The following is a 25,200-nucleotide window of genomic DNA, read 5'->3' on the forward strand; positions in this document are numbered from 1 at the left end:
CGACGACAACAAGGCCGCCCATTGGGCGGCCTTGTTGTTTATGGCTGGTAGTGAGGGATTCAGGCCAGCGACTTGCCCTTGAGCAGCTTGCGCACCCAGTAACGAGCCGGGTGGAGCGCCTCCAGCAGATCGGCTGCCAGGGGGAGGGGATCGCCGCAGATCTCGCTGGCCAGCAACTCGCCGCATAGCGGTGCTGAGCACAGGCCCCGGGAGCCGAGGGCGCCCAGTACATAGAGACCCGGGTAAAGTGGCAGCGGCGAGGCATCTTGTCGATCCCCATGCAGCCCGGCGTAGTGATCCGCCAGCCCCTGCAATCTGGCCACGGGGCCGACCACGGGCAGGTGATCCCGGCTGGCGCAGCGTACCCCGACCCGCGCCTCGTTACCGCTTACGTCTACCTCATCGGGCCAGGGCTGGCCAGGCAAGCAAGCTTGCAATCTGCTCCGGTTCTGGGCCTGCTCATCAGCGCGAAATTCGAGGCTGGTCTGGTTGCGACCATAGCTGGCCCCGATACAGTGATGCGCGTTGTGGGCCGGTGTGAGATAGCCATCGTAGCAGAGCACGGTCTTGAGCTGACCGAGTGCTGGGCTGGTCGGAATATGGCTTACCTGACCGCGCACCGGATAGAGCGGCAGTTCGGCAAAGGGGAGCAGGGCGGGCAACTGGTGGCCGGCGGCTACCACCAGATTGGGGGCCTGCCAGTGGCGACCGTCATGACTCATCACTTGCCAGCCGTCGCTTTGCTCGCCGATGCTAACCACCCGAGCGCCGTATTCCACCTGCAGCAGACCGCTTGCCTGGGCCTCCTCGATGGCGGCGCGGGTCAGATCGGCCGGGCAGAGCCAGCCTCCCAGCGGATAGCTGACCCCGGCATGGCCTGAGGGCAAACCGCAGACGGCCTCGCACTGTGCCGCAGAGAGCGGGTGCATCAGCTCGGGCGGAAAGGGGCCCTGGCTCATCTTGGCCAGCTTGGCAGCGGATTTGTCGTCATAACCGAGCTGGGTCACGCCGCACAGATCAAAGGCGATGGGGTGACGTTCGGCCAGGGCCAGCAGCCGGTTTCTGGCATGGCCAAAGGCGAGCGAATAGAAGCGCGACAACGCGTCGTGCTCGCCGTTAAGAAGCGGATACAAGGCCCCTTGCCGGTTGCCGGAGGCGCCGCAGGCCAGCTCACTATCTTCGCACAGCAGCCGAACCTTGCGGCCCCGCTCCACCAGGGAGAGCGCTGTCATTGCCGAGGCGATGCCGCCGCCTATCATCAGCACGTCCCCCTCCCGCCCGGCCGGGCGGGCATACCAGGGAGCTATGGTCTGCTGTGGCTGCTTGTCTATCCGCTCGCCGGCCAGCATCTCCCGCTTGCTGCCGTGGCCCTTCACCTTTTTCATGGCAAAGCCGGCGGCGATGAGTCCCCGGCGCACGAAACCGGCGCAGGTAAAGGTCGAGAGGGTGGCGTTGGGGCGGGCGAGGCGGGCAAGGCCGTCGAACAGATCCTGAGTCCACATTTCCGGGTTTTTAGCCGGCGAGAAGCCGTCGAGATACCAGGCATCTACCAGACCGTCGGCCTGATGGGGCACCTGCGGCAACATGTCCTTGATATCGCCGAACCAGAGATCGAGGCGGATGCGGCCGCTGGCAAAGTTCAGGCGGTGGCAGCCGGATACCGGCAGGGGCCACTGTTTGACGAGATCCTGGCTGAAGTGTGCCAGCTCGGGCCAGGCATCCAGGGCCTTGCGCAGATCGTCCCGGGTCAGGGGGTATTTTTCGAAACTGATGAAGTGAAGACGCAAGGCGTTACCGGATTGGGACGTCTGTTCCAGGAAGGCTTTCATTGTCGCCAGAAAGTTAAGACCTGTACCGAAACCTGTTTCACCGATCACGAAAGTGTCACCATCATGGTGCGAAAATCGCGCTGGCAGCTGATTTTGCTGCAAAAAGACGTAGCGGGTTTCACTTAGACCGTTATCATTGGAAAAGTACACATCCCCGAAGTCACTGGAGACTGGAGTACCCGCCTCGTTCCAGTCCAATCGGGCATGATGTAAGGATGTTTGACTCACGTTTTCCTCGGCTCGCGTCACAAAATCGCGGGCATTCTACGTGAAAGCAGACCAGTTTGGCAGCCGAAAGCGGGTAGACTTGGCGCCAGTTTTTCCAGACGAGATGAATTAATGAGAAGAGCAGTGATCACCGGTATCGGCGTCATCTCCAGTATCGGCAACAACAAGGAAGAAGTGCTGGCCTCCCTGAAAGCAGGCAAATCCGGCATCACCTATTCCGAGCAGTTCGAGCAACACAACCTGCGCAGCCGTGTCTGGGGTAACATCAAACTCGATCCGTCTGAACTGATCGACCGTAAAGTCATGCGTTTCATGGGTGACGCTGCGGCCTACGCCTATCTCTCCATGCAGCAGGCCATCGAAGATGCCGGCCTGCCGGAAGATCAGGTCTCCAACGAGCGCACCGGCATCGTGACCGGCTCCGGCGGCGCCTCCGGCAAGAACACCTCCGAGTCTTGCGACATCGCCCGTGAGAAAGGAGTCAAGCGCGTGGGTCCCTACATGGTGCCGCGCACCATGTCCTCCACCACCTCCGCTTGCTTGGCTACGCCGTTCAAGATCAAGGGTGTCAACTACACCATCAGCTCCGCCTGCGCGACCTCTGCCCACTGCATCGGCCACGCTCTGGAACTGATCCAGCTTGGCAAACAGGATATCGTCTTCGCCGGTGGCGGCGAGGAGCTGGACTGGTCCTCCACCATCCAGTTTGACGCCATGGGCGCGCTGTCTACCAAATACAACGACTCCCCGGAAAAAGCGTCCCGTACCTATGATGCGGATCGCGACGGTTTCGTTATCTCCGGTGGCGGCGGCATCCTGGTGGTCGAGGAGTTGGAACACGCCCTGGCCCGTGGTGCCCACATCTATGCCGAGATCACCGGTTACGGTGCGACCTCCGATGGTTACGACATGGTGGCCCCGAGCGGCGAAGGCGCTGTGCGTTGCATGAAGATGGCGATGCAGAGTGTCGGCAAGGTGGACTATATCAACACCCACGGTACCTCTACCCCGGTCGGTGACACCAAGGAGCTGGAAGCCATCCAGACCCTGTTTGGCAGCAACGCGCCCAAGCTTTCCGCCACCAAGGCGATGACCGGCCATGCGCTGGGTGCCGCCGGTGTGCACGAGGCCGTCTACTCTCTGCTGATGCTGCAACATGGCTTTATCGCCCCCAGCATCAACATCGAGAACCTGGACGAGAAGGCCGAAGGGCTGCCCATCGTGCGCGAGTACGAAGAGGCTGACCTCGACACCGTGATGTCCAACAGCTTCGGCTTTGGCGGTACCAACGCCTCCCTGGTGTTCAGCAAGTTCAAAGCCTGATCATCCGGTTGATATAAAAAAAGCGCCTCAGGGCGCTTTTTTTTTTGTGGCTGCGATTTGTTTGGCTGTTGCAGAGCAAGCAGAGCAAGCAGAGCAAGCAGAGCTTGTCATATGCCGGTCTGGGCGGGGGGGTTATGCGGTGAGTGGTCTTGCTCAGGGCGGCATCACCCCAGTGTAGGGGGGACGATGACAAGAAGGGGAGCCACTGGCTCCCCTTCATACGCTAATTGGTTGTAATGACAAGATAAGGGCGGCTAGAACCAGAAGCCGATGATAAAGGAGCCCGCCAGGGTCAGCATCACGTTGGCCACCGCATAGGTGCCGGCGTAGCCGAGCGCTGGAATGGAGCTGTTGGCCGCTTCGTTGACCACATCCATGGCCGGAGCGCAAGTACGGGCCCCCGTGATGGCGCCGAGCAGCAGCGCCGGGTTCATCTTCAGCACCCAGACCCCGAACAGATAGCCCACCAGCACCGGCAGGGTGGTCACCAGCATGCCGGATAAGAGCACCACGCCACCGACTTCGCTCAGGTGGTCCAGAATGCCACCACCGGCCTTGAGACCCGTGCTCACCATAAAGACGGCGAGGCCGAGATCCTTGGCGAGGCGCAGGGCGCCCGGCGGCACATAGCCGACCGTGGGGTGGTTGGCTCGCAGATACCCCATCAGGATCCCGGCCAGCAGCAGGCCGACGGCGTTGCCGAGGCCAAACTCGATCTGGCCGAATACCAGGGAGACGGAGCCTATCAGCAGCCCCAGCACGAAGAAGGTGGTAAAGGCCACCAGATCCGTGGTCTGGCTGTGGATGCTGATAAAGCCGATCTTGTTGGCCAGGAGCTTGACCCGCTGCTTCTCGCCGCTGATCTGCAGCACGTCGCCTTTTTGCAGCATGATGTTGCGATCGAACGGCATCTCGATCTGGGAGCGCACCACCCGGTTGAGGAAGCACCCCTTCTCGGTGAGATTCAGCTCCACCAGATGGCGACCCACCACGGCGTCGTTCTTCACCACTATCTCTTCAGTGACGATTTGGAGATCAAGCAGGTTGCGGTCAAACACCTCCTTGCCGTTGCGGTAGTTGACGTCGAGCTTTTCGTGGCTCTCGGGGTAGCCCACCAGGGCGATCTCGTCCCCTTCCTGAATGACGGCATCACCGTCGGGACTGGCTAGGATGCCGTTGCGGCGGATCCGCTCCACATAGCAACCGGTGTGGGGATAGATGCCGGTTTCCCGCAGGGTGCGACCGCCGATCCAGGCGGCGAGCTCGGGGCCGACCCGATAGGCGCGGATGATGGGCAGATAGGTCTTGCGATTGTCGCTGTCTGAGAGGCCCCGTTCACGGGCAATCTTCTGCGCCTCGGTATTGAGATCGAGTCGCGCCAGCGAGGGGAGATAGCGCACCACCAGCATCAGGCCCACCAGCCCCACTAGATAGGTCAGGGCGTAACCGATGCCCATGTTGTCGAGCACCGACTGCATGTCGGTCTGGTGAGGGAGGTTGAGCAGGCCGCTGCGCAGGGCATCCTGGGCACCGACCAGCGCCGGGGTTGAGGTGAGCGAGCCCGCCAGGATGCCGGCAGCCATGCCTGGCCCCAGATTGAAGAATTTGGCCAGCCCCACGGTCAGCAGCAGGGCGCTCAGCAAGATCACCAGGGTCAGGGTGATGTAGTGGATGCCGTCGCGCAGGAAGACGCTGAAGAAGTGGGGTCCGGCCTCGATACCCACACAGAAGATGAACAGCATGAAGCCGACGTTTTCGGTGGAGGTGGAGAACTGGAAGCCCATCTGGCCAAACAGCAGGGCGGTGAAGAGCACCCCAATGGTGTTGCCAATCTGGAAGTTGCCGAGGCGCACCTTGCCCAGCAGCAGGCCGAAGGCCAGCACCACGAACAGGAGCAGGGAGTCGCTTTGATGTAGCAGTGTCACGAAATCTATGGTCATGCCCGGAAAAACCGAGGAAAAAAGTGGGGCGGACATTGTGCCGGATCTGTCACCAATAAAGAAGCGCAAGGAACCGATTAATCAACAGTTACGAGGGGCTGTGACGGCTTGCCAGAGAGGGATCGGGAGCGTATCGGTGCAAAGGTGGCGATTTTTGCTGTTCAGACCCGTGTCAATGAGTGAAAAATGCTGACGCAAGGGGGAGCTGGACAGTGAGGAGGATAACTTTAGATTCTGCTGTTGGCCCGCTTTGGAAGGAGCGGTTTCAGCAGATTCAACCGGTAGCGAAACAGGGTGATATGGGAAGCAAACGACCATCATGTTGGCTGCTCGCCCAGCACTGCTGGGGTAGACAAAAGATATCTGCAAAAAGGAACAAAAGTGTCGTTTGGGCAGGGGGGAGGGGGGCATGTACAAAACAGCATAAAATCAGGTTGCCCCTCGGAGCATGGTCCGAAAAGCCGTGATAACGGGTGAACCCGCATCGGGACAGGGTTTGCTGCAGTTACCCACAGAATCTGTGGATAACCCTGTTTATGAATCCTGTTCATCGGCCCGAAAGCCGCGCCAATACTGGGCTGCAAGGGCTGTACAAAAAATACCGCATGAAAAATGTTTACATTAAAATCAAATACTTAGATGCAACAGAAGAAAACTCTGAAGAGCCGCGCGCGGTGAAAAAAGGGATCGTCAGCAGCAAGAAGGATCTTGTGCATTAAAATTGGCAGAAGAGAGCACTAAAGTGGATAACTTGCACCGAGATGGTGAGGAATTGGCTCCCCCGACTGGACTCGAACCAGTGACATACGGATTAACAGTCCGCCGTTCTACCGACTGAACTACGGGGGAACATCAGGCAAGGAGGAGCATCATACAGAAGGTGTCTTCACCGGTCAAGCCACCGACGGCATCATGGTGCGGGTGTACCGGTGCGGATCACTCGGTTACACTGCTCTCTTGCTGTTTCGTGTCGGGAGTCTCCATGAGCAAGTTGTTCAAATTAGCCAGCCAGTTTCAACCCGCCGGGGATCAACCCAAGGCCATTGCCCAGTTGCTCGACGGTATCGTGTCCGGCCTTGCCCATCAGACCCTGCTCGGGGTGACCGGTTCGGGCAAGACCTTCACCATGGCCAATGTGATCGCGACTCTCAACCGCCCGACCATGATCTTGGCTCCCAATAAGACTTTGGCTGCCCAGCTCTACGGCGAGATGAAGGAGTTCTTCCCCGACAATGCGGTGGAGTACTTCGTCTCCTACTACGACTACTACCAGCCCGAGGCCTATGTGCCGACCACGGACACCTTCATCGAGAAGGATGCCTCCATCAACGATCACATCGAGCAGATGCGGCTGTCGGCCACCAAGGCCCTGCTGGAGCGGCGTGATGTGGTGATTGTCGCCTCGGTGTCGGCCATCTATGGTTTGGGGGATCCTCAGGCCTACCTCAGCATGATGCTGCACCTCAAAGTGGGGGACGTGATCAACCAGCGGGATATCCTGCGCCGCCTCGCCGAGCTGCAATACACCCGTAACGACATGGCCTTCCAGCGCGGCACCTTCCGGGTGCGGGGGGAGGTGATCGACATCTACCCCGCCGAATCGGACAAGCTGGCCCTGCGGGTGGAGCTGTTTGACGAGGAGGTGGAGCGCCTCTCCCTGTTCGACCCGCTGACCGGCGCCATCGAGCAGACGGTAGTGCGCTACACCATCTACCCCAAGACCCACTACGCCACTCCGCGCGAAACCATCCTCGGTGCCATTGAACATATCAAGGAGGAGCTTAAAAGCCGTCGTGAGCAGCTGTTGTCGCTCAACAAGCTGGTGGAGGAGCAACGGATCAGCCAGCGCACCCAGTTCGACATGGAGATGATGCAGGAGCTGGGCTATTGCTCGGGCATCGAGAACTACAGCCGCTACCTCTCCGGTCGTGCGCCGGGGGAGCCACCGCCCACCCTGTTTGACTACCTGCCGGGGGATGGTCTGCTCATCATCGACGAATCCCACGTCACGGTGCCGCAGATCGGCGCCATGTTCAAAGGGGACAGATCCCGTAAGGAGACCCTGGTGGAGTACGGTTTCCGGCTCCCTTCCGCGCTCGACAACCGCCCCCTCAAGTTCGATGAATTCGAGGCGCTGATGCCGCAGACGGTGTTTGTCTCGGCAACCCCCGGTCCCTACGAACTGGAGAAATCCGGCGGTGATGTAGTGCAGCAGGTGGTACGTCCCACCGGTCTGCTCGATCCCGAAGTGGAAGTACGCCCGGTGACCACCCAGGTGGACGACCTGCTCTCCGAGATCCGCCAGCGGGTAGCGGTGGCGGAGCGGGTGCTGGTGACGACGCTCACCAAGCGGATGGCCGAAGATCTGACCGAATATCTGGCGGAGCACGGCGTCAAGGTGCGCTACCTGCACTCGGACATCGACACCGTGGAGCGGGTGGAGATCATTCGCGATCTGCGTCTCGGCACTTTCGATGTGCTGGTGGGGATCAACCTGCTGCGCGAAGGCCTCGACATGCCGGAGGTGTCCCTGGTGGCCATCCTGGACGCGGACAAGGAGGGTTTCCTGCGCTCCACCCGCTCCCTGATCCAGACCATAGGGCGTGCGGCGCGCAACCTCAACGGCAAGGTCATTCTCTATGGGGATACCATCACCAATTCCATGAAGGTGGCCATCGAAGAGACCGAGCGGCGCCGCGCCCTGCAGCACGCCTACAACCTCGAACATGGCATCACCCCCAAGGGGCTCAACAAGGCCATCGGCGATGTGATGGACATGGGAGGCAGCCGCAGCGCTGGCAAGGGCGGCAAGGGGAGTCGCAAGGCGGCCGAACCGCAAGGGGAGTACCATGCCCGCTCCGCCAGCGAGATCGCCAAGGAGATCAAGCGGATGGAGGAGCAGATGTTCCAGCATGCCCGGGATCTGGAGTTCGAACAGGCGGCGGCACTGCGGGATCAGATCCAGCAACTGCGCGGCGAGCTGATCGAATCATGAGTACTCGACGCTGGCTCATCTGGCGGCGCGTGCGCCGCCTCTACCTCGGTTTTCGCCACCCGGCCACCCCCTGGTGGGCCAGGGGGCTGGTGATCCTCATCCTGCTCTATGGCTTGAGTCCGGTTGATCTGGTGCCGGATCTGGTACCGCTGGTTGGCTGGCTCGACGATGCGACCCTGCTGCTGCTCCTGTTGTGGGGCTGGGAACGCTGCTTGCCGGCCTCGGTACGTGATGGTCTGGAGGAGGGCTCCTGAGGGGCTTGTAACCCGCATCAACGCGGCTTGGGAGCCGAAAACGGTTTTGTCTGGCTTTTTTGCGAAAGGGGAAGAATGAGACCTGTCTCGTGATTGTGACCCTGCATGGGTTGGCGTAGACTCCACGCCGTTCACTTCACGAGTATCAAAAAATGGATCTGATCCTGTTTGCTATCGACTTTATCCTGCACGTCGACGTTCATCTGAAAGAGCTGTTTGAAAACTATGGCATCTGGGTATATGCCATCCTGTTCCTGATCATCTTCTGCGAGACCGGACTGGTAGTGACGCCGTTTCTGCCCGGCGATTCCCTGCTGTTTGCCGCTGGCGCCCTCACCGTCGACAGCGTGCTGGATGTGCACACCCTGGCTGGTGTGCTGACTCTCGCCGCCGTGCTCGGCAATGTGGTCAACTACACCATTGGTCACTTCTTCGGCGAGCAGCTGTTTCGCAAGCCTGATTCGAAAATCTTCAGGCGGGACTATCTGGAGAAGACCCGGGGCTTCTATGCCAAACATGGCGGCAAGACCATCATCATCACCCGTTTCCTGCCGATTGTGCGTACCTTTGCCCCCTTCGTGGCAGGCATGGGGGCCATGACCTATCCGCGCTTCCTGGCATTCAATCTGGTGGGCGGACTGCTGTGGGTGTTGTCGTTTGTCTATGCGGGCCACCTCTTTGGCAACCTGCCGCTGGTGCGCCACAACTTTACCCTGCTGATTTTTGGCATCATAGGCATCTCCCTGCTGCCCATGGTGGTCGGGGTTATCCGCGCGAAAATGAGTCCGGTGCAGGTGAGCTGAGTCGCCTCATCATAGTGCCTGGGCCAGCAAGACAAACAAAATAGGGGAGCCATAAAGGCTCCCCTATTTCTGTGGTACTTGCTCTGGCGCGCAGGCCGGATGCCTCAACTACAGCAGCGACCCTTCACCAGATTGCCGATGGCCACTACGGTAAACACCAGCAGGTAGGCGGCGAAGATGGCCACCAGCCACTGGGGCATGGAGAAGCTCAAGAACTGCCAGGTGATCTCGCCGCAATCCCCATCCGGGAAGAAGAGCCAGGGGATCCATTGATCGAGCGGCGCCCAGCTCGGGAAGTCGGCATAAGGGCTGCAGACGTTGAACGGGGAGGGGTTGACCTGATAGTCGACATGTTGCAGCGCCAGCTGGAGACCGCGAAAGGCGCTGTAACCCCATAGCAGCATGGCGCTCCAGCGCAGGTACCACTTCTCGGGGGCAATCATGCCGAGCAGGCCGGCGCAAAGGACACCCAGTGTCGCAAGCCGTTCGTAGACACACATCACGCAGGGATGCAGTCCAAGTATGTGCTGGAAGAAAAGCGCACACAGTTCGAGGAACAGGGCGGAGGCCGCCAGCAGTCCCCAGGCCAGGCGGTTGCTGGCCAAGCGGCGGAGAAACGCGATCATCTCATTGATCTCACAGAAGAAACAGTGGCTGAATTAGAGCAGAGCAGGGGACAAAAGAAAAGGGCCCTGGCGGGCCCTTGTCATTGGAGTACGACAGGATCAGTGTAGCGCCGGGGCGACTACGGCAGCCCCCTGCGGGACAATCAGCCAGCCCTGCTGGTAAAACCACTCGGTCAGGGGCGTCAACACGGTTTCCACTGCGGCGAAACCGACCAGACCCAGCACCAGGGTGTAGGGCAATGCCATCCACACCATGCGGCCATAGGAGAGGCGAAGCAGGGGGGCCAGCGCCGAAGTCAGCATGAACAGGAAAGCAGCCTGACCGTTCGGGGTGGCCACAGATGGCAGGTTGGTGCCCGTGTTGATAGCCACCGCCAGCAGATCGAACTGTTCGCGGCTGATGGCTCCATTGAGCAGGGCCGTTTTCACTTCGTTGATGTAGACGGTGCCGACGAAGACGTTGTCACTGACCATGGAGAGCAGGCCATTGGCCATATAGAAGAGCGCCAGCTGGTGATCCGGATCTGCCGAGAGCACCCACTGGATCACCGGCTTGAACAGCTCCTGATCGATGATCACGGCCACTATGCTGAAGAAGACGGCGAGCAGGGCGGTGAAGGGGAGCGCCTCTTCAAACGCCTTGCCGAGGGCATGCTCTTCGGTGATGCCGGTCAGGGAAGTGGCCAGCACGATGACGGTGAGACCGATAAGGCCCACGGCCGCCAGGTGGAGCGCCAGACCGACGATCAGCCAGACAGCGATCACCGTCTGGGCGATGAGCTTGGCTCTGTCCTGCTGGCTGCGTTTTGCCTCTTCATAACGGTTGTACTCTTCCATGATCTTGCGCACGTTGACGGGCAGGCGGGTGCCGTAGCCAAACAGGCGGAAGTGCTCGACCAGCACACAGGTGAGCAGACCACAGATGAAGACCGGCAGCGATACCGGCGCCATGCGGATGGCAAATTCGCCGAAGTGCCAGCCGGCCTGTTCGCCGATGATGAGGTTCTGCGGCTCACCCACCAGGGTGCAGACGCCCCCCAGTGCCGTACCGACGGCGGCATGCATCATCAGGCTGCGCAGGAAGGCGCGAAAATCGTCGAGATCCTGGCGGTTGAGTTCAGCCACTTCCTGATCATCGGTATGGTCGTGGTGATGACCAAACTCCTTGCCGGAGGAGACCTTGTGGTAGATGGCGTAGAAACCGGTGGCCACGCTGATCACCACGGCAATGACCGTCAGGGCGTCGAGGAAAGCAGAGAGGAAGGCAGATACCAGGCAGAAGGAGAGGGAGAGCAGTATCTTGGAGCGCACACCGATCAGCAGCTTGGTAAACACGTAGAGCAGCAACTGTTTCATGAAGTAGATGCCCGCCACCATGAATACCAGCAGCAGCAGTACCTCTATGTTCGCGACCAGCTCATGCTTGACCTGGTCAGCTGATGTCATGCCGATCAGCACGGCCTCGATGGCCAGCAGACCGCCCGGTTGCAGGGGATAACACTTGAGGGCCATGGCCAGGGTGAAGATGAACTCGACAACCAGCAACCAGCCTGCAATGAAGGGGTCGAAATGGAAGGCGATGGGGTTGATGATCAGAAACAGCAGGATGGCTTGTTTATACCACTGTGGCGCATTGCCCAAGAAGTTCTTGGCAAATGCCTGCCCTAGGCTTATTGGCATGATGATGGGTCTCAGCGTTGTTGTTAGGATCTGCGTCTATGCAGTCAAGGGTACTTGACCTGTACGTCCGGATGTTGGCCCGTATCTATATAATTACACGTGATTTTAATCAAAAAGCGGAACGATTATATACAAAGGTTGGGCCAAGATCTTGGAAGTGATGGTTTTATCACCACATAACCAGCGCTGACTGGCACCGCTATCGATTTTTAACACAAATTAATAACATTTTCTTTGCCATATGTGAGCAGAGGACTGACCTTCTGCTTGCCAGCCTTCCTTGCTTTGATATGATTCGTGGGCCTTTTTACGTATTACAACAGAGTCATTTCATGGTCATAAAAGCGCAGAGCCCTGCAGGGTTTGCCGAGGAATACATCATCGAGTCCATCTGGAACAATCGCTTTCCTCCCGGATCCATTCTGCCTGCAGAGCGTGAATTGTCCGAGCTGATCGGGGTGACACGCACAACCCTGCGGGAAGTGTTGCAGCGTCTGGCCCGTGACGGCTGGTTGACCATACAGCATGGCAAACCGACCAAGGTAAACAACTTCTGGGAAACCTCCGGTCTCAATATTTTGGAGACCCTGGCCCGTCTGGATCAGGACAAGGTGCCGGATCTGGTCGCCCAGTTGCTGTCGGCACGCACGAACATCTGCACCATCTTCATTCGTGGTGCCATCCGTAACAATCCGGAGCAAGCCGCCGAGATCCTGCGCGGCGCCGCCGAAGTGGAGAACACGGCCGAGGCCTATGCCGAGTTCGACTATCGTCTCCATCACCAGCTGTCGTTTGCCTCCGGCAATCCCATCTATGCCCTGATCCTCAACGGATTCAAGGGGCTGTATAGCCGGGTAGGGCGTTACTACTTCTCCGACAAGCAGGCGCGCGAAACTGCGGACACCTATTACAAGACCTTGCTGAACCTGGCCGAGACCCACGATCACGAAGCAGTCTTCATGACGGTGCGCCAGTACGGCATCGAATCCGGCAAGCTCTGGACGCGCCTGCGTCAGGACATGCCGATCGACCTGTGTGACAACTGAGTCACCTCGTCATCCTCTCAAGAACGCGCCTTTGGCGCGTTTTTTATGCCCGTTTCCGGTTTCCGTCTTCTTGTCAGGGCTGTCAATGGCAACTAATCCCTTGAGTTGAAAGGAAATACACCCTAAAAATTGATCTAGCGCAAATATACCCCGCATTTATTACTTTGGTGGCATAGGACTCAGCAACGGGTTAGGGTCAAATAGACTTATCAAGAGCGGAGATACTATCCGCCGAAAAAGGAACACGCATTTCACAGGACGAAAGGACCACATTATGAGTCTGCTTGAACACACTATCTGGACCGTATTGGGATATGGGGTCATGCCCTTTATCTTCCTGAGTGGGTTTGTAGCCGTGGCAGTCACCTGCTGTGTGCTGCTCAACGCCTTCGGGGTCGAGTCCGCCGAGAAGTGAGTCGCTTCTGCAATGCCGCCAAATGCCAGTCTTCGGACTGGCATTTGTTTTTTCAGCTTCTTTCGAAGCCGGTGTGGCCAAATCTTTGATTTCTGTGGTCGAACCCTGTCGCCAATTTGATTACACTGGCGCCCGTATCTCCATTCACGTGTCTCTTACCCAGGTTTTCAAGGTTTTTTATGGCTCTCAAGGCAACCGTATTCAAGGCCCAGATCAGCTTGTCTGACATGGATCGCAATCTGTATCAGGACTTCTCCCTCACCCTGGCGCGCCACCCTTCCGAAACGGACGAGCGGATGATGATCCGGCTGGCGGCGTTTGCCTGGCATGCCGCAGAGCGACTGGAATTTACCAAGGGTCTGAGCGCCGACGATGAACCCGAACTCTGGGAAAAGAATTACTCGGACGAGATTGAGCTCTGGATTGAACTGGGACAGCCCGACGAGAAGCGCCTCAAGAAGGCCTGCAACCGCTCGCGCCAGGTCGTGCTCTATCTCTACGGCGGGCGTGGCACCAGCGTCTGGTGGAAGCAAAACCAGGGCAAACTGAGCCTGCATGACAACCTGAGCATCATCGAACTTGCGGAGAGCCAGACCCTGGCGCTCACCGCCATGGTCGAGCGTACCATGCAGCTCACCTGTACCATCTCCGACAGCCAGCTCTGGATCAGCAATGGCGCCCGGGAAGTGACCCTGGATCCGCTGCTGCTGATGGGCAAGCCGGCCCGCGAACTGTAACGGAATCCGCTCGTGTTCAGCGCCCTGCTCAATATCGTCATTCCCGTGTTCGGTGTGATCGTGCTCGGCGCCCTCTATGGCAGACTGCGACCGGGCGGGGCGCTTGGCTATGTCAACCTGGCCAACATAGAGTTGTTTACTCCGGCGCTGGTCTTCTCGGCACTGGTCAAGTACCCGCTGGTGCTGGGGGACAATCTGCCGCTGATCGGGGCAGGGGCCCTGGTGATCCTGCTGCCCGGGCTGCTGCTCGCTATGCTCAGGCTGGACGGCGTCGAGCGGGCGGCCCTCATTTTGCCCGCCATGTTTCGCAACACCGGAAATTTGGGTATCCCCCTGATGGTGCTGGCCTTTGGTGAACAGCAGTTGGGGGCCATCGTCATCCTCTTTGTGCTCTCCAACCTGCTTCACTTCTCGGTCGGCATGTTTATCCTGTCGGCCAATACCTCCCGCTGGCTCTGGCTGCGCAGCCCCGTGCTCTGGGCGGCCCTGGCTGGCTTGCTGGTGGCCAACCTGCAGATCCCACTGCCTGAATATCTGGTGACGACGGTGTCGATGCTCGGCCAGATCTCGGTGCCGCTGATGTTGTTTGCCCTCGGGATCCGCCTGATGGAGGGGGAGCTGGATCACCTGGGGCTGGCCCTGCGCTGCAACCTGCTCTATCTGCTGGCCGGTGGCCTGTCGCTCTTGCTCGCCATCTGGCTGTTGCCCCTCAAAGCTGAATGGATCCCGCTGCTGATGCTGTCGGTTTCCCTGCCCCCAGCGGTGCTTAATTACATGCTGTGCGAGCAGTACCGCTGCCAGCCGGAGAAGGTGGCCAGTATCGTGCTGGGGGGGAATCTGCTCTCCTTGCTGGTGATCCCGCTCTCGGTCTGGCTGGCGCTGCACTTGCCATCATAAGCAGAATACAATTCTGATAATTCACCACTTTGTCGATTTTATGGCTGTTTTTTAGGCGCAAGTTCGGCCCCTCGATTTTACTTTTCGTGATCCCCTCCCAAGTTGTGTCCGTTGAAATCCCTTAGTATCTGGCCAGCATGACTCCCTTTAGGGGGAGATAATTAAAAAGGGAGCAATGGATGCGCATCGTGAATACCCCCTGTCTGCTGATGCAGATCCAGCCAACCATCTTGCGCTTTGCCAAGATGCTGGCCAGCGTGCTGCAACTGGAAGTCGAGATTGTCGACGACAATCTGGTACGGGTGGCCGGAACCGGCCCCTATGGCAAATTCTTCGGCCGCCAGCTGGAGGGCGACTCCAGGCTGCTGCGCTACGTGATTGAGAACCAGCGGGAAAAAATCGTCACCCATACCAGTGACGACCCCGTGTGTGATGGCTGCAGCTGCAAGGAGAGTTGCCGGGAGCGGGCATTCCTCGGCATCCCCATCATGGTGGAGGAGCGCTGCATCGGGGTGATCAGCCTGGTGGCCTTCAATCCCGAACAGCAGGAGCGACTCAGCAACAACCTGCAGGATGTGTGCGACTACGTGCGCCACATCTCCGCCATCTTCGTGGCCAAGCTGTTCGACTCCCATGGCCTGTCGGACGGGGTCAACAAGGTGTTTCTCGATCTGATGGCCAACATGGATCAAGGCTGCCTGCTGCTCGATGACAAGAGTCAGGTGCGCTATGCCAACGAGGTGGCGCTCAAGCAGCTGGGCTGCAAGCAGGAACAGTTGCTGGGGCGCGAGCTCGGCATCCGGCCGCTCACCTTCGCCCAGCACGGGCGAAACGGCCATCTGCAGCACATTATCACCCTGGAGGATCGCCAGGAGCTGATCATCGGTCAGTTGCACCATGTGCAGGGGCAGCAGCTGTTCCTGATGGCGTTTCACCAGTCCCACTCCGGCCAGGTGCGCGAGCCGGATGCCGATCACTGTATCGAGCAGCTGATCGGCGAGAGCAAGCCAATGCGCACCCTCAAGCGGCTGCTGCACCGGATCGCTCAGAGTCCCTCCAGCGTGTTGATCTGCGGGGAAAGCGGGACCGGCAAGGAGGTGGTGGCGCGTGCCGTGCATCGGCTCAGTCCGCGCAATGGCAAGCCCTTTATCGCCATCAACTGTGCCGCCATCCCCGAACAGCTGCTGGAAAGTGAATTGTTTGGCTATGTGAAGGGGTCCTTTACCGGTGCCGCCAGCGGGGGCAAGCAGGGGCTGATCCAGGCCGCACATCAGGGCACCCTGTTTCTCGACGAGATAGGGGACATGCCCCTCACCATGCAGGCCAAGTTGCTGCGGGTGCTGGAGCTGCGGGAGGTGACCCCCATCGGGGCCAGTCGCCCGGTGCCGGTGGATATCCGCATCATCGCCGCCACTCACCAGCATCTCGATCAATACATCGCCGAAGGCAAATTTCGCGAGGATCTCTACTACCGGATCAACGTGATCCCGCTCAATCTGCCGCCACTGCGGGAGCGGGAAGGAGATGTAGAGCTGCTGACCCACTATTTCCTCAACCTGCACACCAGCCGGATAGGTATCGTCTACCCGGGGCTGACCCCCGAGGTGATGGCCCTGCTCAAGGGCTATCGCTGGCCGGGCAACGTGCGTGAATTGAGCAACCTGATGGAGTATCTGGTCAACGTCACCCAGCCGGGGGAGGTGATCGATGCTACCCTGTTGCCCCCCAACATCATCCGTAACCAGCTGGGGTCGCTCCCGGCCGAAGAGGGGCATATCTCCGTCACCGTGGTGAGCCCGTCGTCCGCCAGTCTGCTGATGTCGACGAGCGTGGATGCGGCATCAGTGGCTGCCCCGCAGCCTGCGGAGAATGGCCTTGAGAACATGGAGAAGCAGATGATCGAGGAGACCCTGCTGCGTCTTGGCAACAAGAAGCTGGCCGCCCAGGCCTTGGGGATAGGGATTGCCACCCTGTATCGCAAGATAAAGAAGTACGAGATCACCGTGCAGGCCTGATGGTCAGGCACGGTGCAACGGGCCCGCGTCATGATATGGATGGCGCGGGCTTTTTCTTGGGTACACGAATGACGCAATGGAAGGGCAGGGAATGCAAAAAGCCCGCTCGATGAGCGGGCTTTTCAGAAAATGGTGCGTCCTAGTGGATTCGAACCACCGACCCCCACCATGTCAAGGTGGTGCTCTAACCAGCTGAGCTAAGGACGCAGAGTGCGCAAGGCGACTTTTTTGCAGGAGAGTGGTGGGTTTAATTGGATTCGAACCAACGACCCCTACCATGTCAAGGTAGTGCTCTAACCAACTGAGCTATAAACCCACATCTGAGTCTGCAAACCTCTCAAACTGTTATGGTGCGTCCTAGTGGATTCGAACCACCGACCCCCACCATGTCAAGGTGATGCTCTAACCAGCTGAGCTAAGGACGCATAACAGTGTTTCATGATGGTGCGTCCTAGTGGATTCGAACCACCGACCCCCACCATGTCAAGGTGGTGCTCTAACCAGCTGAGCTAAGGACGCATCATGAAAAGTGGTGGGTTTAATTGGATTCGAACCAACGACCCCTACCATGTCAAGGTAGTGCTCTAACCAACTGAGCTATAAACCCACTTTGCGAACCGGGTCAGGAACCCGTTTCACCACGCCAGCACTGCTGGCGTGGTCGGCATACTACCCATGCCCCCCAAGGCTGTCAACAGGCCGCACTCACAAAGGAGACTGTTTGCCCAGTTCTTGCGCAGCCTGTTGATTTTGCAGGCGAGTTTCGCCTTATCCTCCCTTATTGCGCTCGGGACAGGCTGGTGCAGGCCTCCGGGGTGGCAAAGCGCCCGTAGATGTAACGCAGCCTTGTTCCCAGCATCAGGGCTGCGCTGGTGAGGCCGACAATAAAGCCAATCCAGAAACCCTGCGGCCCCATCTTGGGCACTACCCAGTCAGTCAGCCCCAGGATCATGCCGGTGGGCAGCCCAAGTCCCCAGTAGGCGACGATGGTGACGTAGAAGATGGCCTTGGTGTCCTTGTAACCGCGCAGCGCGGCGGCGGCCACTACCTGCACCGAATCGGAGACCTGATAGATGGCAGCGAAGAACAGCAGGGTGGCCGCCAGGGTGATCACCTGCAGATCCTCGGTGTAGATGCCGGCAATGGGTTCGCGCAGCAGCACAGTGAGGGCGGCGGTGGCGGCGGCAACGCTCATGCCCAGCAGCAGACCGGTGCGGGCGGCGACCCGGGCGTGTTCCGGCAGGCCTTCTCCTATGCTGTGACCGACCCGGATGGTGACACCCACGCCAATCGACAACGGCAGCATGAAGACCAGGCTGGAGAAATTCAGGGCGATCTGGTGACTTGCCACTATCTCGGCCCCGAAGGGTGCCAGCATCAGGGCCACCACGGTGAACAGGGTCACTTCGCAGAAGATGGCCATGGCGATGGGGAACCCGAGCCGGAACAGGCGCCAGATCCGGCTGCCATTGGGGGCGCACAACTGGGAGAAGAGGCGGATTTCGGCGAAGTGACGGGAGAGCTTCACATAGAGGATCATCGCCAGCAGCATGGCCCACAGCACGATGGCGGTGGCGACGCCGCAGCCGACCCCGCCGAGGGCCGGCATGCCCAGATGGCCGTAAATGAAGACGTAGTTGGCGGGAATATTGACTGCCAGCCCGACGAAGCCGATCACCATGGTCGGCATGGTGTGGGAGAGCCCCTCGCTGAAGTTGCGCAGCACCTGGAACATCACGAAGGCGGGCAGACCCCAGAGGATGGCGTGCAGGTAACCTGTGGTCTTGGCCGCCATCACGGGATCCACGTCCATGAACTGCAGCGCCAGCGGGCTGAAGTAGAGTGCCACCATGGCGACGGGGGTCACCATCAGGGCCAGCCAGAAGCCTTGATGCACCGCCGGGCGCACCTCGTCCCGTTTGCGGGCCCCGTTGAGCTGGGAGACGATGGGGGTGAGCGCCATGATGATCCCCTGTACCAGCAGGATGATCGGCAGCCAGAAGCTGGAGGCAACCGAGACGGCCGCGAGATCCACGGCGCTGACCTGTCCCGCCATGACGGTATCGACAAAGTTCATGGCGATCTGGGCCACCTGGGCGACCAGAATGGGGCTGGCTAGACGAACGAGTTGCTTCGCCTCGGACCAATAACGTTGCACTGACACCTCCGGGTGGATCAGAAATAAAAGGGAAAGAACGGGTATCGGAAAGGGCCCCTGCATACCTGGACGCGGCATGCAGAGGGAAAGAGGGTCATTCTAGCCTGAAATCGGGCGTCGGAGAAACGTTTGGCGCTCCGGCTTGACGGGCAGATCAGGCGTCTTCGTGATCGCTGATCAACAGATTGGCGGCAGCATAGGCGGCTTGCTCACGCAGCTCGGCCGGTACCCGCTCATCGGAGGCGACGGCGTCGAGGGCCCGGATGGCGGCGGCGATGGCCTTGGGCACATAACCCTGTTCGCCGGAACCTATCTGGTTGTAGGCGATGCGGATAGCCTCACAGCATTGATATACCTGCATAAATTTTCCTTGTTGAGCCTGGGATGAATGGCCGCCACTATAGCGAGCCCGGGCCGCCTTGTCAGCCGGTGCGCTTGTCTGGCGACCAACACGAGGTTACCCTGCCATTTTTGTTGTAGCAGGAGACGAGACATGTTCACCGGCATAGTGCAGGGGACCGCCGAACTGGTGGCCATCGACGCCCAGCCCAACTTTCGCACCCATGTGATCCGCATGCCGGACCCGGACTGGGGGGAAGGGCTGGCGCTGGGGGCATCCGTGGCCCACAACGGCTGCTGCCTCACCGTGACCCGGGTGGAGGGGGAACTGGTCAGCTTCGATCTGATGCAGGAGACCCTGCGCCTGACCAATCTTGGCGCCTTGCAGGTAGGGGACAAGGTCAACGTGGAGCGGGCGGCCCGCTTCGGCGACGAGATCGGCGGTCATGCCATGTCCGGCCACATCATGGGCATGGCGGAGGTCACCTCGGTGATCGACACCCCCAACAACCGCCAGGTGTGGTATCGCCTTGATCCCGCGCTCATGAAATACGTGTTGACCAAGGGCTATATCGGCATCGACGGCATCAGCCTGACCGTGGGCGAGGTGAGGGGCAACGAGTTCTGCGTCCACCTCATCCCCGAGACCCTGGCCCGCACCAACCTCGGCTGGGTCAAGGCGGGTTGGCGCACCAATATCGAGATCGATCCCCAGACCCAGGCCATCGTCGATACGGTGGAGCGGGTGCTGGCGGCCCGCGAAGGCCAATGAAGAGCGTGTTGCCACTGCAATGAAGAAGGGCCTGCATGATGCAGGCCCTTCTTGTTGGTATTCATTTCTGACAAATCTTGGCGGACAGGGCCTGCGCCGCGCCGTCGGTTGATACAACGGCAGCGTCCTTGGCGTCACAGCCAATCAGAACAGCTGTTCGTCGTCGGCATCCACAAACAGTTGCAGGCAGTTGCGCGCCTCATCCCGGTGCAGCCGCAGATGGATGGGGTTGCAGCAGGCCATGCAATCTTCATAGAACTCCTGATCCCCCTGGCTGGCATCCAGCTCGACCCGGGTGTGATGACCACAGTGGGGGCAGACGATGCGCTTGCTGGTGTACTCGATCATGATGACCTCCTCAGGCCCGTGGGCCGCCTCTTCTTGAGTTGATTCTAGCCCTCCGGGAGGGCGTTGACCGCGAGCAAGCGCACGTTTATGACAGGGATCAAACACAGGTGAGGGGTCTGCTCAGCAGAGGCGAAAGAGAGGGGAAGTCTGGTCAGTTAAGGCCCTTTCTTTGGAAGCGAAGGGGCGGGAAAACGCGCTTGTGAGCGTATGCCACTCAGCTGGCCAGCACCCCTTTGTGACTTATTTGACCCAGCGGGCCAGCATGTCGGCATCCAGTTCGGTGAGAGAGCGCTGCTAATGGTCGGCGATGGTCAGACGCGGATCCCCCATCAGGGCCGGGCCGATGAACGATCAGGGCCTTGTTTGTGACTTACTTGATCCAGCGGGCCAGCATATCGGCATCCAGCTCGGTGAGAGAGCGCAACTGATGGTCGGCGATGGCCAGACGCGGATCGCCCACTAAAGCCGGATCCGGCACGATCAGCGCCTTCATGGAGGCCGCCTTGGCCGCCAGCAGACCGGTGAAGCTGTCTTCGATGGCGAGACAGTGCACCGGCTCCACTCCCAGTTTCTCGGCGGCGTGGATATAGACATCCGGGTGCGGTTTGCCAAAACGCTCCACCTCGGCGGAGTGAACCGCCAGGAAGCGATCGCGGATACCGAGCTTGCCGAGCACGGCCTCTACCATGGCAAAGGGCGAGGAGGTGGCAAGACCCACTTTAAGCCCTTGCGCCTCAATAAGATCGAGCGCTGCCAGCACGCCGGCCTTGGCCTGGCCTTCGCTCAGGATCAGGGCGTTGACCTTGTCCAGGATGCGCTGCACCACCTCTTCCTGGCTGGGGCCGCTCCAGGGACGCAGCCGATACCAGTGGGCCACCAGCTGATCGATGCGCACGCCTATGGTCGATTCGCAATCCTCGACCGAGTGGGGATGACCCAGCTCGGAGAAGACGGCCATCTGGGCCCGTTGCCAAAAGGGTTCCGAGTCGATCAGAACACCATCCATATCGAAGATCACGGCAGCTAACATCTTGTACTCCAGACAAAGGTGAAGGGGGGATTATAAGGCGGACTCGCAAATGAAAAAGGGGCATCGTCATGCCCCTTGCGCTGGATCATGCTGGCAAACGTTTGATTTCGTGTGCCAAAAAAGTGGGCTTAGAACAGCACCTCAACTCCGGCCGCGACTGCTTTGGCTTGTTCTACCGCCTCGCTGCACTGTTTGGCACGCGCCAGTGCCACCCCGAGGCGACGGCGACCGGCGATCTCCGGTTTGCCGAAGAGGCGCAGCTGGGCACCCGGCACCAGAGCCAGCGCCTCGCCGATCCCCTGATAACGGATATCCTGGCTATGGCCTTCGCGCAGCACCACGGCGGAGGCGCTCGGTCCGTACTGGGTGATGGTACCGATGGGCAGCCCCAGGATGGCGCGCACGTGCAGGGCGAACTCGGAGAGATCCTGGGAGATCAGGGTCACCATGCCGGTGTCGTGGGGGCGGGGGGAGACTTCGCTGAACCACACCTCGTCGCCCCTGATGAAGAGCTCGACCCCGAACAGGCCATAACCGCCGAGGGCCTCGACCACCTTGGCCGCTACCTCTTTGGATCTGGCCAGCGCCAGTTCGCTCATCTGCTGGGGCTGCCAGGATTCACGGTAGTCGCCATCCTCCTGACGGTGACCGATGGGATCGCAGAAGTGAATCCCGTCCACGGCGCGTACCGTGAGCAGGGTGATCTCGTACTCGAAGGGCACGAAACCTTCGACGATCACCTTGCCTCGCCCGGCGCGGCCCCCCTCCTGGGCATAGGTCCAGCTCTCCTCCAGCCTGGCGAGATCGCGCAGCACGCTCTGGCCCTTGCCAGACGAGCTCATCACGGGCTTGACCACGCAGGGCAGACCGATGGCGTGCACCGCGGCGTCAAACTCTTCCCGGCTCTGGGCAAAGCGGTAGGGAGAGGTGGGCAGACCCAACTCTTCGGCGGCGAGCCGGCGGATCCCCTCCCGGTTCATGGTGAGCTGGGTGGCGCGGGCATTCGGTACCACCTTGACCCCTTCCTGCTCCAGCAAAGCCAGGGTATCGGTGGCGATGGCCTCGATCTCGGGGATGATGAGGTCGGGCTTTACCTCGGCGACCAGGTCGCGCAGGGCGGCGCCATCCAGCATGTCCAGCACGCGGGCATGGTGGGCCACCTGCATGGCGGGGGCATTGGCATAGCGGTCGGCGGCGATCACTTCGATCCCGAACCGCTGCAACTCGATGGCGACTTCCTTGCCCAGTTCGCCGGAGCCCAGCAGCAGGGCACGGGTGGCGCCGGGGCGGGTTGCGGTTCCAAACATACGATCTCTCCTGATGTCGATGGTCACATTGTTGCGGTCACTATTGGCGGCCAATAGCGGACAAAAAAAGAGGCACGCATGGCGTACCTCAGGAAACGGATTTGCTGGCGCGCTGCTCCAGATGAGTCAGCAGCGTGACGGCACCAATGATGATGGCGGCGCCGAGCCACAGTCGGCCCGGAGGGGCCCAGCCAAATACCAGCCAGCCGGCCAGCACGTTCATGGGCAGCTTGGCAAAGTCGAAGGGCTGCACGAAGGAGGCCTCCGCCACGCTGTAGGCGCGGGCGATGGACATCTGGGCCAGCGCCGACAGCACTCCGGCCAGGGCGACCAGTTGCCATTGATCGGCCGTGGGCCATTGCCATTCCGGCAGAGCCAGCATGGCATTGAAGGGGGTGCTGAAGATAAGCAGGTAGACCACTATGGTGTGGGACGACTCGCTCGCCGCCTGATAGCGCACCAGCAGGGAGTAACCGGCCCAGAACAGGGCGGCGGCCACCGGCAGCAGGGAGGCCCAGCTGAAATCGTCGGTCCAGGGGGCCAGGATCACCATGGCCCCGGCAAACCCCGCCAGGGTCGCCAGAATGCGGGCCCGGCTCACCTGCTCCTTGAGCAGCAGGGCCGACCCCAGGGTGGCAAACAGGGGAGAGGTCATCAGCAGCGCTATGCCCTGCCAGATGGGGACGGGCACGGCCAGCGCCCACAGCCAGAACTGGATGCCGATCACCGCCAGGGCGACACGCAACAGGTGCAGCCGGAACTGGTTGGTCATCAGGGACTGGCGCAAGCCGTGGCGAACCAGCCAGGGCAGCAGGCAGATCAGGGCGATCAGATACTGGTGAAAGGCGACCTGGGTGGAGGCGAGGCCGAGTTTGAAGCTGACATACTGGCTCAGGCTGTTGACGGCGGCGAAACAGAGGCCAGCCACCATCATCCAGACTGCACCGGCAATGGGAGAGTGCCGTGAGGGTGCCATGGGATCCGGGTCACTGAAAAAAGTGCGGCGGATCATAACGGCAATCGTTTGTTATGCCAAGGCGTGCGGCCCGGGAAGTGCGCTCTTTGGCGAGGAAGTGGACCAATATCAAAAATTTTGAACAAGTTGAGCATCTATTTTCGCTATCTGTATAGAAGCCCAATGTTTAGAGTGACCTCCATCGACAGCCACACTGTTCAACTGACAAGCAAACGGAGCGTCATCATGGCCAACATCCTCGTACTCAAATCCAGCATCCTGGGTCAATACTCCCAATCCAACGCCCTGATCGACGGCTTCCTCGCCGATCATCAGGATGATACCGTCACAGTGCGCGATCTGGCGGCCCTGAACCTGCCGGTGCTGGATGGTGAGCTGGCCTCCGGCCTGCGTGGTGGCGAGAACCTGAACGAGCGTCAACTGACTGTGCTGGCCCAGTCCGATGAGCTGATCGCCGAATTGAAAGCAAGCGATCTGGTGGTGATTGCCGCCCCCATGTACAACTTCAACATCCCGACCCAGCTGAAGAACTGGATTGACCTGGTGGCTCGTGCCGGTGTGACTTTCCGCTACACCGAGACCGGCCCGGTCGGTCTGGTGGAAAACACCCGGGCCCTGGTGATCAGCCCCCGTGGCGGCATGCACGTCGGCAGCGCCACCGATCTGGTGACCCCCTACATGCGCACCGTGCTGGGTTTCATCGGCATCAAGGAGGTGGACTTCATCTACGCCGAGGGGATGGGGATGGGGCCGGAAGCCCAGAGCAAGGGGATGGAAGCGGCCAAGGCGCAGCTGGAGAGCCTTGCCGTCTAAGCCGACCTGCCCGTCGCGATGTTCGGATAATGACCAACGCAGCCATCTGGCTGCGTTTGTTTTTTAAAGGAGGCGGGTTACAAAGGGTTGGGAGAGAAGAAAAGCCCTTTAACGCCAGAGGCAAGAGAGTCGGGCCCTCAATCCATGATAAAGCGGCGACAGCCGCGGATCAGCACCAGGAATACGGCCACCAGCAGGGCGCAGAGCAGGGTGGTGAGCCACTGTTCACCATCTTGCGGCAAGTAGGGAATAAACAGGCTGATCATCAACAAGGCGGCGAGGCTGATCAGCAGGTTCTGTCGGGTCATCATCTTGGGTCATCCTTGGTTTGCTTGCCTGAAACGAATCTAATGCCCTCTTGTGACAGCCTGATGTATCCATCCATCAAACCGTCGGGGCGTCCCTCTGTTGTGGGTCCTCCGACCATATCAGGTTTTGGCCATGGAGCCAGCGCCGCGGCCGGCTCTGTGATCCCGATCCCTATCTGAACTGCTTCTGATCAGGCTGGTAGTGGAAATCGCCGCTGGCGAGCCTGGCCTCCAGAGCCGCTTTATCGAGATCCTGCGCCTTGCAGAGATCATCCAGATCATCATAGCGATCGCGCAGCTGCATATTGATCAGGCTCAGCAGCATGTTGACGTCCATGGTGGCGAATTTTTTCAAATCCAT

24 protein-coding genes and 6 tRNA genes are annotated in these 25,200 nt (G+C 59.9%); 12 read left to right on the forward strand and 18 right to left on the reverse strand.

Annotation, left to right across the window (positions count from 1 at the left end; genetic code table 11):
• Nucleotides 1-59: 59 nt before the first annotated feature.
• Nucleotides 60-2,078, reverse strand: a complete 2,019-nt coding sequence (mnmC, locus tag ACB034_RS02335) for a bifunctional tRNA (5-methylaminomethyl-2-thiouridine)(34)-methyltransferase MnmD/FAD-dependent 5-carboxymethylaminomethyl-2-thiouridine(34) oxidoreductase MnmC (RefSeq protein ID WP_371171980.1) — start codon at nucleotides 2,076-2,078, stop codon at nucleotides 60-62.
• Between the two features lie 90 nt (nucleotides 2,079-2,168).
• Between mnmC and fabB the strand changes: the two genes are divergently transcribed.
• Nucleotides 2,169-3,380: a beta-ketoacyl-ACP synthase I gene (fabB, locus tag ACB034_RS02340; RefSeq protein WP_224209732.1), complete on the forward strand. Its 1,212-nt coding sequence runs from the start codon at nucleotides 2,169-2,171 to the stop codon at nucleotides 3,378-3,380.
• A gap of 254 nt (nucleotides 3,381-3,634) precedes the next feature.
• Here the strand turns inward: fabB and ACB034_RS02345 are convergent, their stop codons facing one another.
• Nucleotides 3,635-5,320 (reverse strand): aspartate:alanine antiporter, encoded by a 1,686-nt coding sequence (locus ACB034_RS02345; RefSeq protein ID WP_042026458.1) that lies wholly within the window; start codon nucleotides 5,318-5,320, stop codon nucleotides 3,635-3,637.
• A 536-nt stretch (nucleotides 5,321-5,856) separates the two neighbouring features.
• On the opposite strand from ACB034_RS02345, the gene ACB034_RS02350 reads away from it, so the two are divergent.
• Nucleotides 5,857-6,039, forward strand: a complete 183-nt coding sequence (locus ACB034_RS02350; protein WP_371171981.1) for a hypothetical protein — start codon at nucleotides 5,857-5,859, stop codon at nucleotides 6,037-6,039.
• 54 nt (nucleotides 6,040-6,093) lie between these two features.
• Here ACB034_RS02350 and ACB034_RS02355 read toward each other — a convergent pair.
• Nucleotides 6,094-6,169 (reverse strand) — tRNA-Asn (locus ACB034_RS02355).
• A 133-nt stretch (nucleotides 6,170-6,302) separates the two neighbouring features.
• Between ACB034_RS02355 and uvrB the strand changes: the two genes are divergently transcribed.
• From uvrB to ACB034_RS02370, 3 genes are all read left to right on the forward strand, one after another.
• Nucleotides 6,303-8,315 carry an excinuclease ABC subunit UvrB gene (gene uvrB, locus ACB034_RS02360; protein ID WP_371171982.1) on the forward strand — a complete coding sequence of 671 codons (2,013 nt, stop codon included), beginning with the start codon at nucleotides 6,303-6,305 and terminating at the stop codon, nucleotides 8,313-8,315.
• Nucleotides 8,312-8,569, forward strand: coding sequence for a YkvA family protein (locus ACB034_RS02365; RefSeq protein ID WP_201977853.1), 258 nt, complete (start codon nucleotides 8,312-8,314; stop codon nucleotides 8,567-8,569). Before uvrB ends, ACB034_RS02365 begins: the two co-directional genes overlap by 4 nt.
• 152 nt (nucleotides 8,570-8,721) lie before the next feature.
• On the forward strand, nucleotides 8,722-9,372 hold the full coding sequence (locus ACB034_RS02370) for a DedA family protein (protein ID WP_042069224.1): 651 nt from the start codon (nucleotides 8,722-8,724) through the stop codon (nucleotides 9,370-9,372).
• 104 nt (nucleotides 9,373-9,476) lie between these two features.
• Here the strand turns inward: ACB034_RS02370 and dsbB are convergent, their stop codons facing one another.
• Both dsbB and nhaB read right to left on the reverse strand, forming a co-directional pair.
• Nucleotides 9,477-9,998 (reverse strand): disulfide bond formation protein DsbB, encoded by a 522-nt coding sequence (gene dsbB, locus ACB034_RS02375; protein WP_042026041.1) that lies wholly within the window; start codon nucleotides 9,996-9,998, stop codon nucleotides 9,477-9,479.
• Between the two features lie 99 nt (nucleotides 9,999-10,097).
• Complete coding sequence (nhaB, locus tag ACB034_RS02380) at nucleotides 10,098-11,678, reverse strand: sodium/proton antiporter NhaB (RefSeq protein ID WP_061477489.1); 1,581 nt, start codon at nucleotides 11,676-11,678, stop codon at nucleotides 10,098-10,100.
• A gap of 332 nt (nucleotides 11,679-12,010) precedes the next feature.
• On the opposite strand from nhaB, the gene fadR reads away from it, so the two are divergent.
• The 5 genes from fadR to ACB034_RS02405 all read left to right on the forward strand — a co-directional run bounded on the left by fadR (nucleotide 12,011) and on the right by ACB034_RS02405 (nucleotide 16,788).
• Nucleotides 12,011-12,724: a fatty acid metabolism transcriptional regulator FadR gene (gene fadR / locus ACB034_RS02385; protein WP_042026044.1), complete on the forward strand. Its 714-nt coding sequence runs from the start codon at nucleotides 12,011-12,013 to the stop codon at nucleotides 12,722-12,724.
• A 274-nt stretch (nucleotides 12,725-12,998) separates the two neighbouring features.
• Nucleotides 12,999-13,139 (forward strand): TIGR02808 family protein, encoded by a 141-nt coding sequence (locus ACB034_RS02390; RefSeq protein ID WP_082037484.1) that lies wholly within the window; start codon nucleotides 12,999-13,001, stop codon nucleotides 13,137-13,139.
• A gap of 179 nt (nucleotides 13,140-13,318) precedes the next feature.
• Nucleotides 13,319-13,876 carry a YaeQ family protein gene (locus tag ACB034_RS02395; RefSeq protein ID WP_338609929.1) on the forward strand — a complete coding sequence of 186 codons (558 nt, stop codon included), beginning with the start codon at nucleotides 13,319-13,321 and terminating at the stop codon, nucleotides 13,874-13,876.
• A gap of 12 nt (nucleotides 13,877-13,888) precedes the next feature.
• The gene (locus tag ACB034_RS02400; protein WP_371171983.1) at nucleotides 13,889-14,773 is read left to right on the forward strand and encodes an AEC family transporter; all 885 of its coding nucleotides are present in this window, start codon (nucleotides 13,889-13,891) and stop codon (nucleotides 14,771-14,773) included.
• Between the two features lie 179 nt (nucleotides 14,774-14,952).
• Nucleotides 14,953-16,788: a sigma 54-interacting transcriptional regulator gene (locus tag ACB034_RS02405; RefSeq protein WP_371171984.1), complete on the forward strand. Its 1,836-nt coding sequence runs from the start codon at nucleotides 14,953-14,955 to the stop codon at nucleotides 16,786-16,788.
• 130 nt (nucleotides 16,789-16,918) lie between these two features.
• On the opposite strand, the gene ACB034_RS02410 is transcribed toward ACB034_RS02405, so the two are convergent.
• The 7 genes from ACB034_RS02410 to ACB034_RS02440 all read right to left on the reverse strand — a co-directional run bounded on the left by ACB034_RS02410 (nucleotide 16,919) and on the right by ACB034_RS02440 (nucleotide 19,307).
• Nucleotides 16,919-16,995 (reverse strand) — tRNA-Val (locus tag ACB034_RS02410).
• A gap of 32 nt (nucleotides 16,996-17,027) precedes the next feature.
• Nucleotides 17,028-17,104, reverse strand: a tRNA-Val gene (locus ACB034_RS02415).
• A gap of 32 nt (nucleotides 17,105-17,136) precedes the next feature.
• Nucleotides 17,137-17,213 (reverse strand) — tRNA-Val (locus ACB034_RS02420).
• Between the two features lie 17 nt (nucleotides 17,214-17,230).
• Nucleotides 17,231-17,307: transfer RNA gene (locus ACB034_RS02425), tRNA-Val, on the reverse strand.
• Between the two features lie 11 nt (nucleotides 17,308-17,318).
• A tRNA-Val gene (locus ACB034_RS02430) sits at nucleotides 17,319-17,395 on the reverse strand.
• A gap of 171 nt (nucleotides 17,396-17,566) precedes the next feature.
• Entirely contained in the window at nucleotides 17,567-18,946 is a 1,380-nt protein-coding gene (locus ACB034_RS02435) for an MATE family efflux transporter (protein WP_201977840.1), read from the reverse strand.
• 154 nt (nucleotides 18,947-19,100) lie between these two features.
• Nucleotides 19,101-19,307 (reverse strand): YaeP family protein, encoded by a 207-nt coding sequence (locus ACB034_RS02440; protein WP_026457486.1) that lies wholly within the window; start codon nucleotides 19,305-19,307, stop codon nucleotides 19,101-19,103.
• 132 nt (nucleotides 19,308-19,439) lie between these two features.
• Here ACB034_RS02440 and ACB034_RS02445 point away from each other — a divergent pair, with 132 nt between their 5' ends.
• Nucleotides 19,440-20,057 carry a riboflavin synthase gene (locus ACB034_RS02445; RefSeq protein WP_026457487.1) on the forward strand — a complete coding sequence of 206 codons (618 nt, stop codon included), beginning with the start codon at nucleotides 19,440-19,442 and terminating at the stop codon, nucleotides 20,055-20,057.
• A 144-nt stretch (nucleotides 20,058-20,201) separates the two neighbouring features.
• Here ACB034_RS02445 and ACB034_RS02450 read toward each other — a convergent pair whose 3' ends face one another.
• The 4 genes from ACB034_RS02450 to ACB034_RS02465 form a co-directional block, all read right to left on the reverse strand.
• Nucleotides 20,202-20,405: a CPXCG motif-containing cysteine-rich protein gene (locus tag ACB034_RS02450; protein ID WP_026457488.1), complete on the reverse strand. Its 204-nt coding sequence runs from the start codon at nucleotides 20,403-20,405 to the stop codon at nucleotides 20,202-20,204.
• 370 nt (nucleotides 20,406-20,775) lie between these two features.
• Nucleotides 20,776-21,435, reverse strand: coding sequence for a hexitol phosphatase HxpB (hxpB, locus tag ACB034_RS02455; RefSeq protein ID WP_371171985.1), 660 nt, complete (start codon nucleotides 21,433-21,435; stop codon nucleotides 20,776-20,778).
• Nucleotides 21,436-21,563: 128 nt separating this feature from the next.
• A complete protein-coding gene (gene purT / locus ACB034_RS02460) occupies nucleotides 21,564-22,742 on the reverse strand; it encodes a formate-dependent phosphoribosylglycinamide formyltransferase (RefSeq protein ID WP_371171986.1) in 1,179 nt (392 codons plus the stop codon).
• An 88-nt stretch (nucleotides 22,743-22,830) separates the two neighbouring features.
• Nucleotides 22,831-23,718 (reverse strand): DMT family transporter, encoded by an 888-nt coding sequence (locus ACB034_RS02465; protein ID WP_042070002.1) that lies wholly within the window; start codon nucleotides 23,716-23,718, stop codon nucleotides 22,831-22,833.
• Between the two features lie 225 nt (nucleotides 23,719-23,943).
• Here ACB034_RS02465 and ACB034_RS02470 point away from each other — a divergent pair, with 225 nt between their 5' ends.
• The gene (locus ACB034_RS02470; RefSeq protein ID WP_371171987.1) at nucleotides 23,944-24,531 is read left to right on the forward strand and encodes an FMN-dependent NADH-azoreductase; all 588 of its coding nucleotides are present in this window, start codon (nucleotides 23,944-23,946) and stop codon (nucleotides 24,529-24,531) included.
• 137 nt (nucleotides 24,532-24,668) lie between these two features.
• Here the strand turns inward: ACB034_RS02470 and ACB034_RS02475 are convergent, their stop codons facing one another.
• A complete protein-coding gene (locus ACB034_RS02475) occupies nucleotides 24,669-24,842 on the reverse strand; it encodes a hypothetical protein (RefSeq protein ID WP_167335313.1) in 174 nt (57 codons plus the stop codon).
• A gap of 169 nt (nucleotides 24,843-25,011) precedes the next feature.
• A complete protein-coding gene (locus ACB034_RS02480; RefSeq protein ID WP_026458375.1) occupies nucleotides 25,012-25,200 on the reverse strand; it encodes a DUF4250 domain-containing protein in 189 nt (62 codons plus the stop codon).

The sequence above is a fragment of the Aeromonas sp. S18(2024) genome (assembly GCF_041402525.1).
Classification (GTDB): domain Bacteria; phylum Pseudomonadota; class Gammaproteobacteria; order Enterobacterales; family Aeromonadaceae; genus Aeromonas; species Aeromonas enteropelogenes.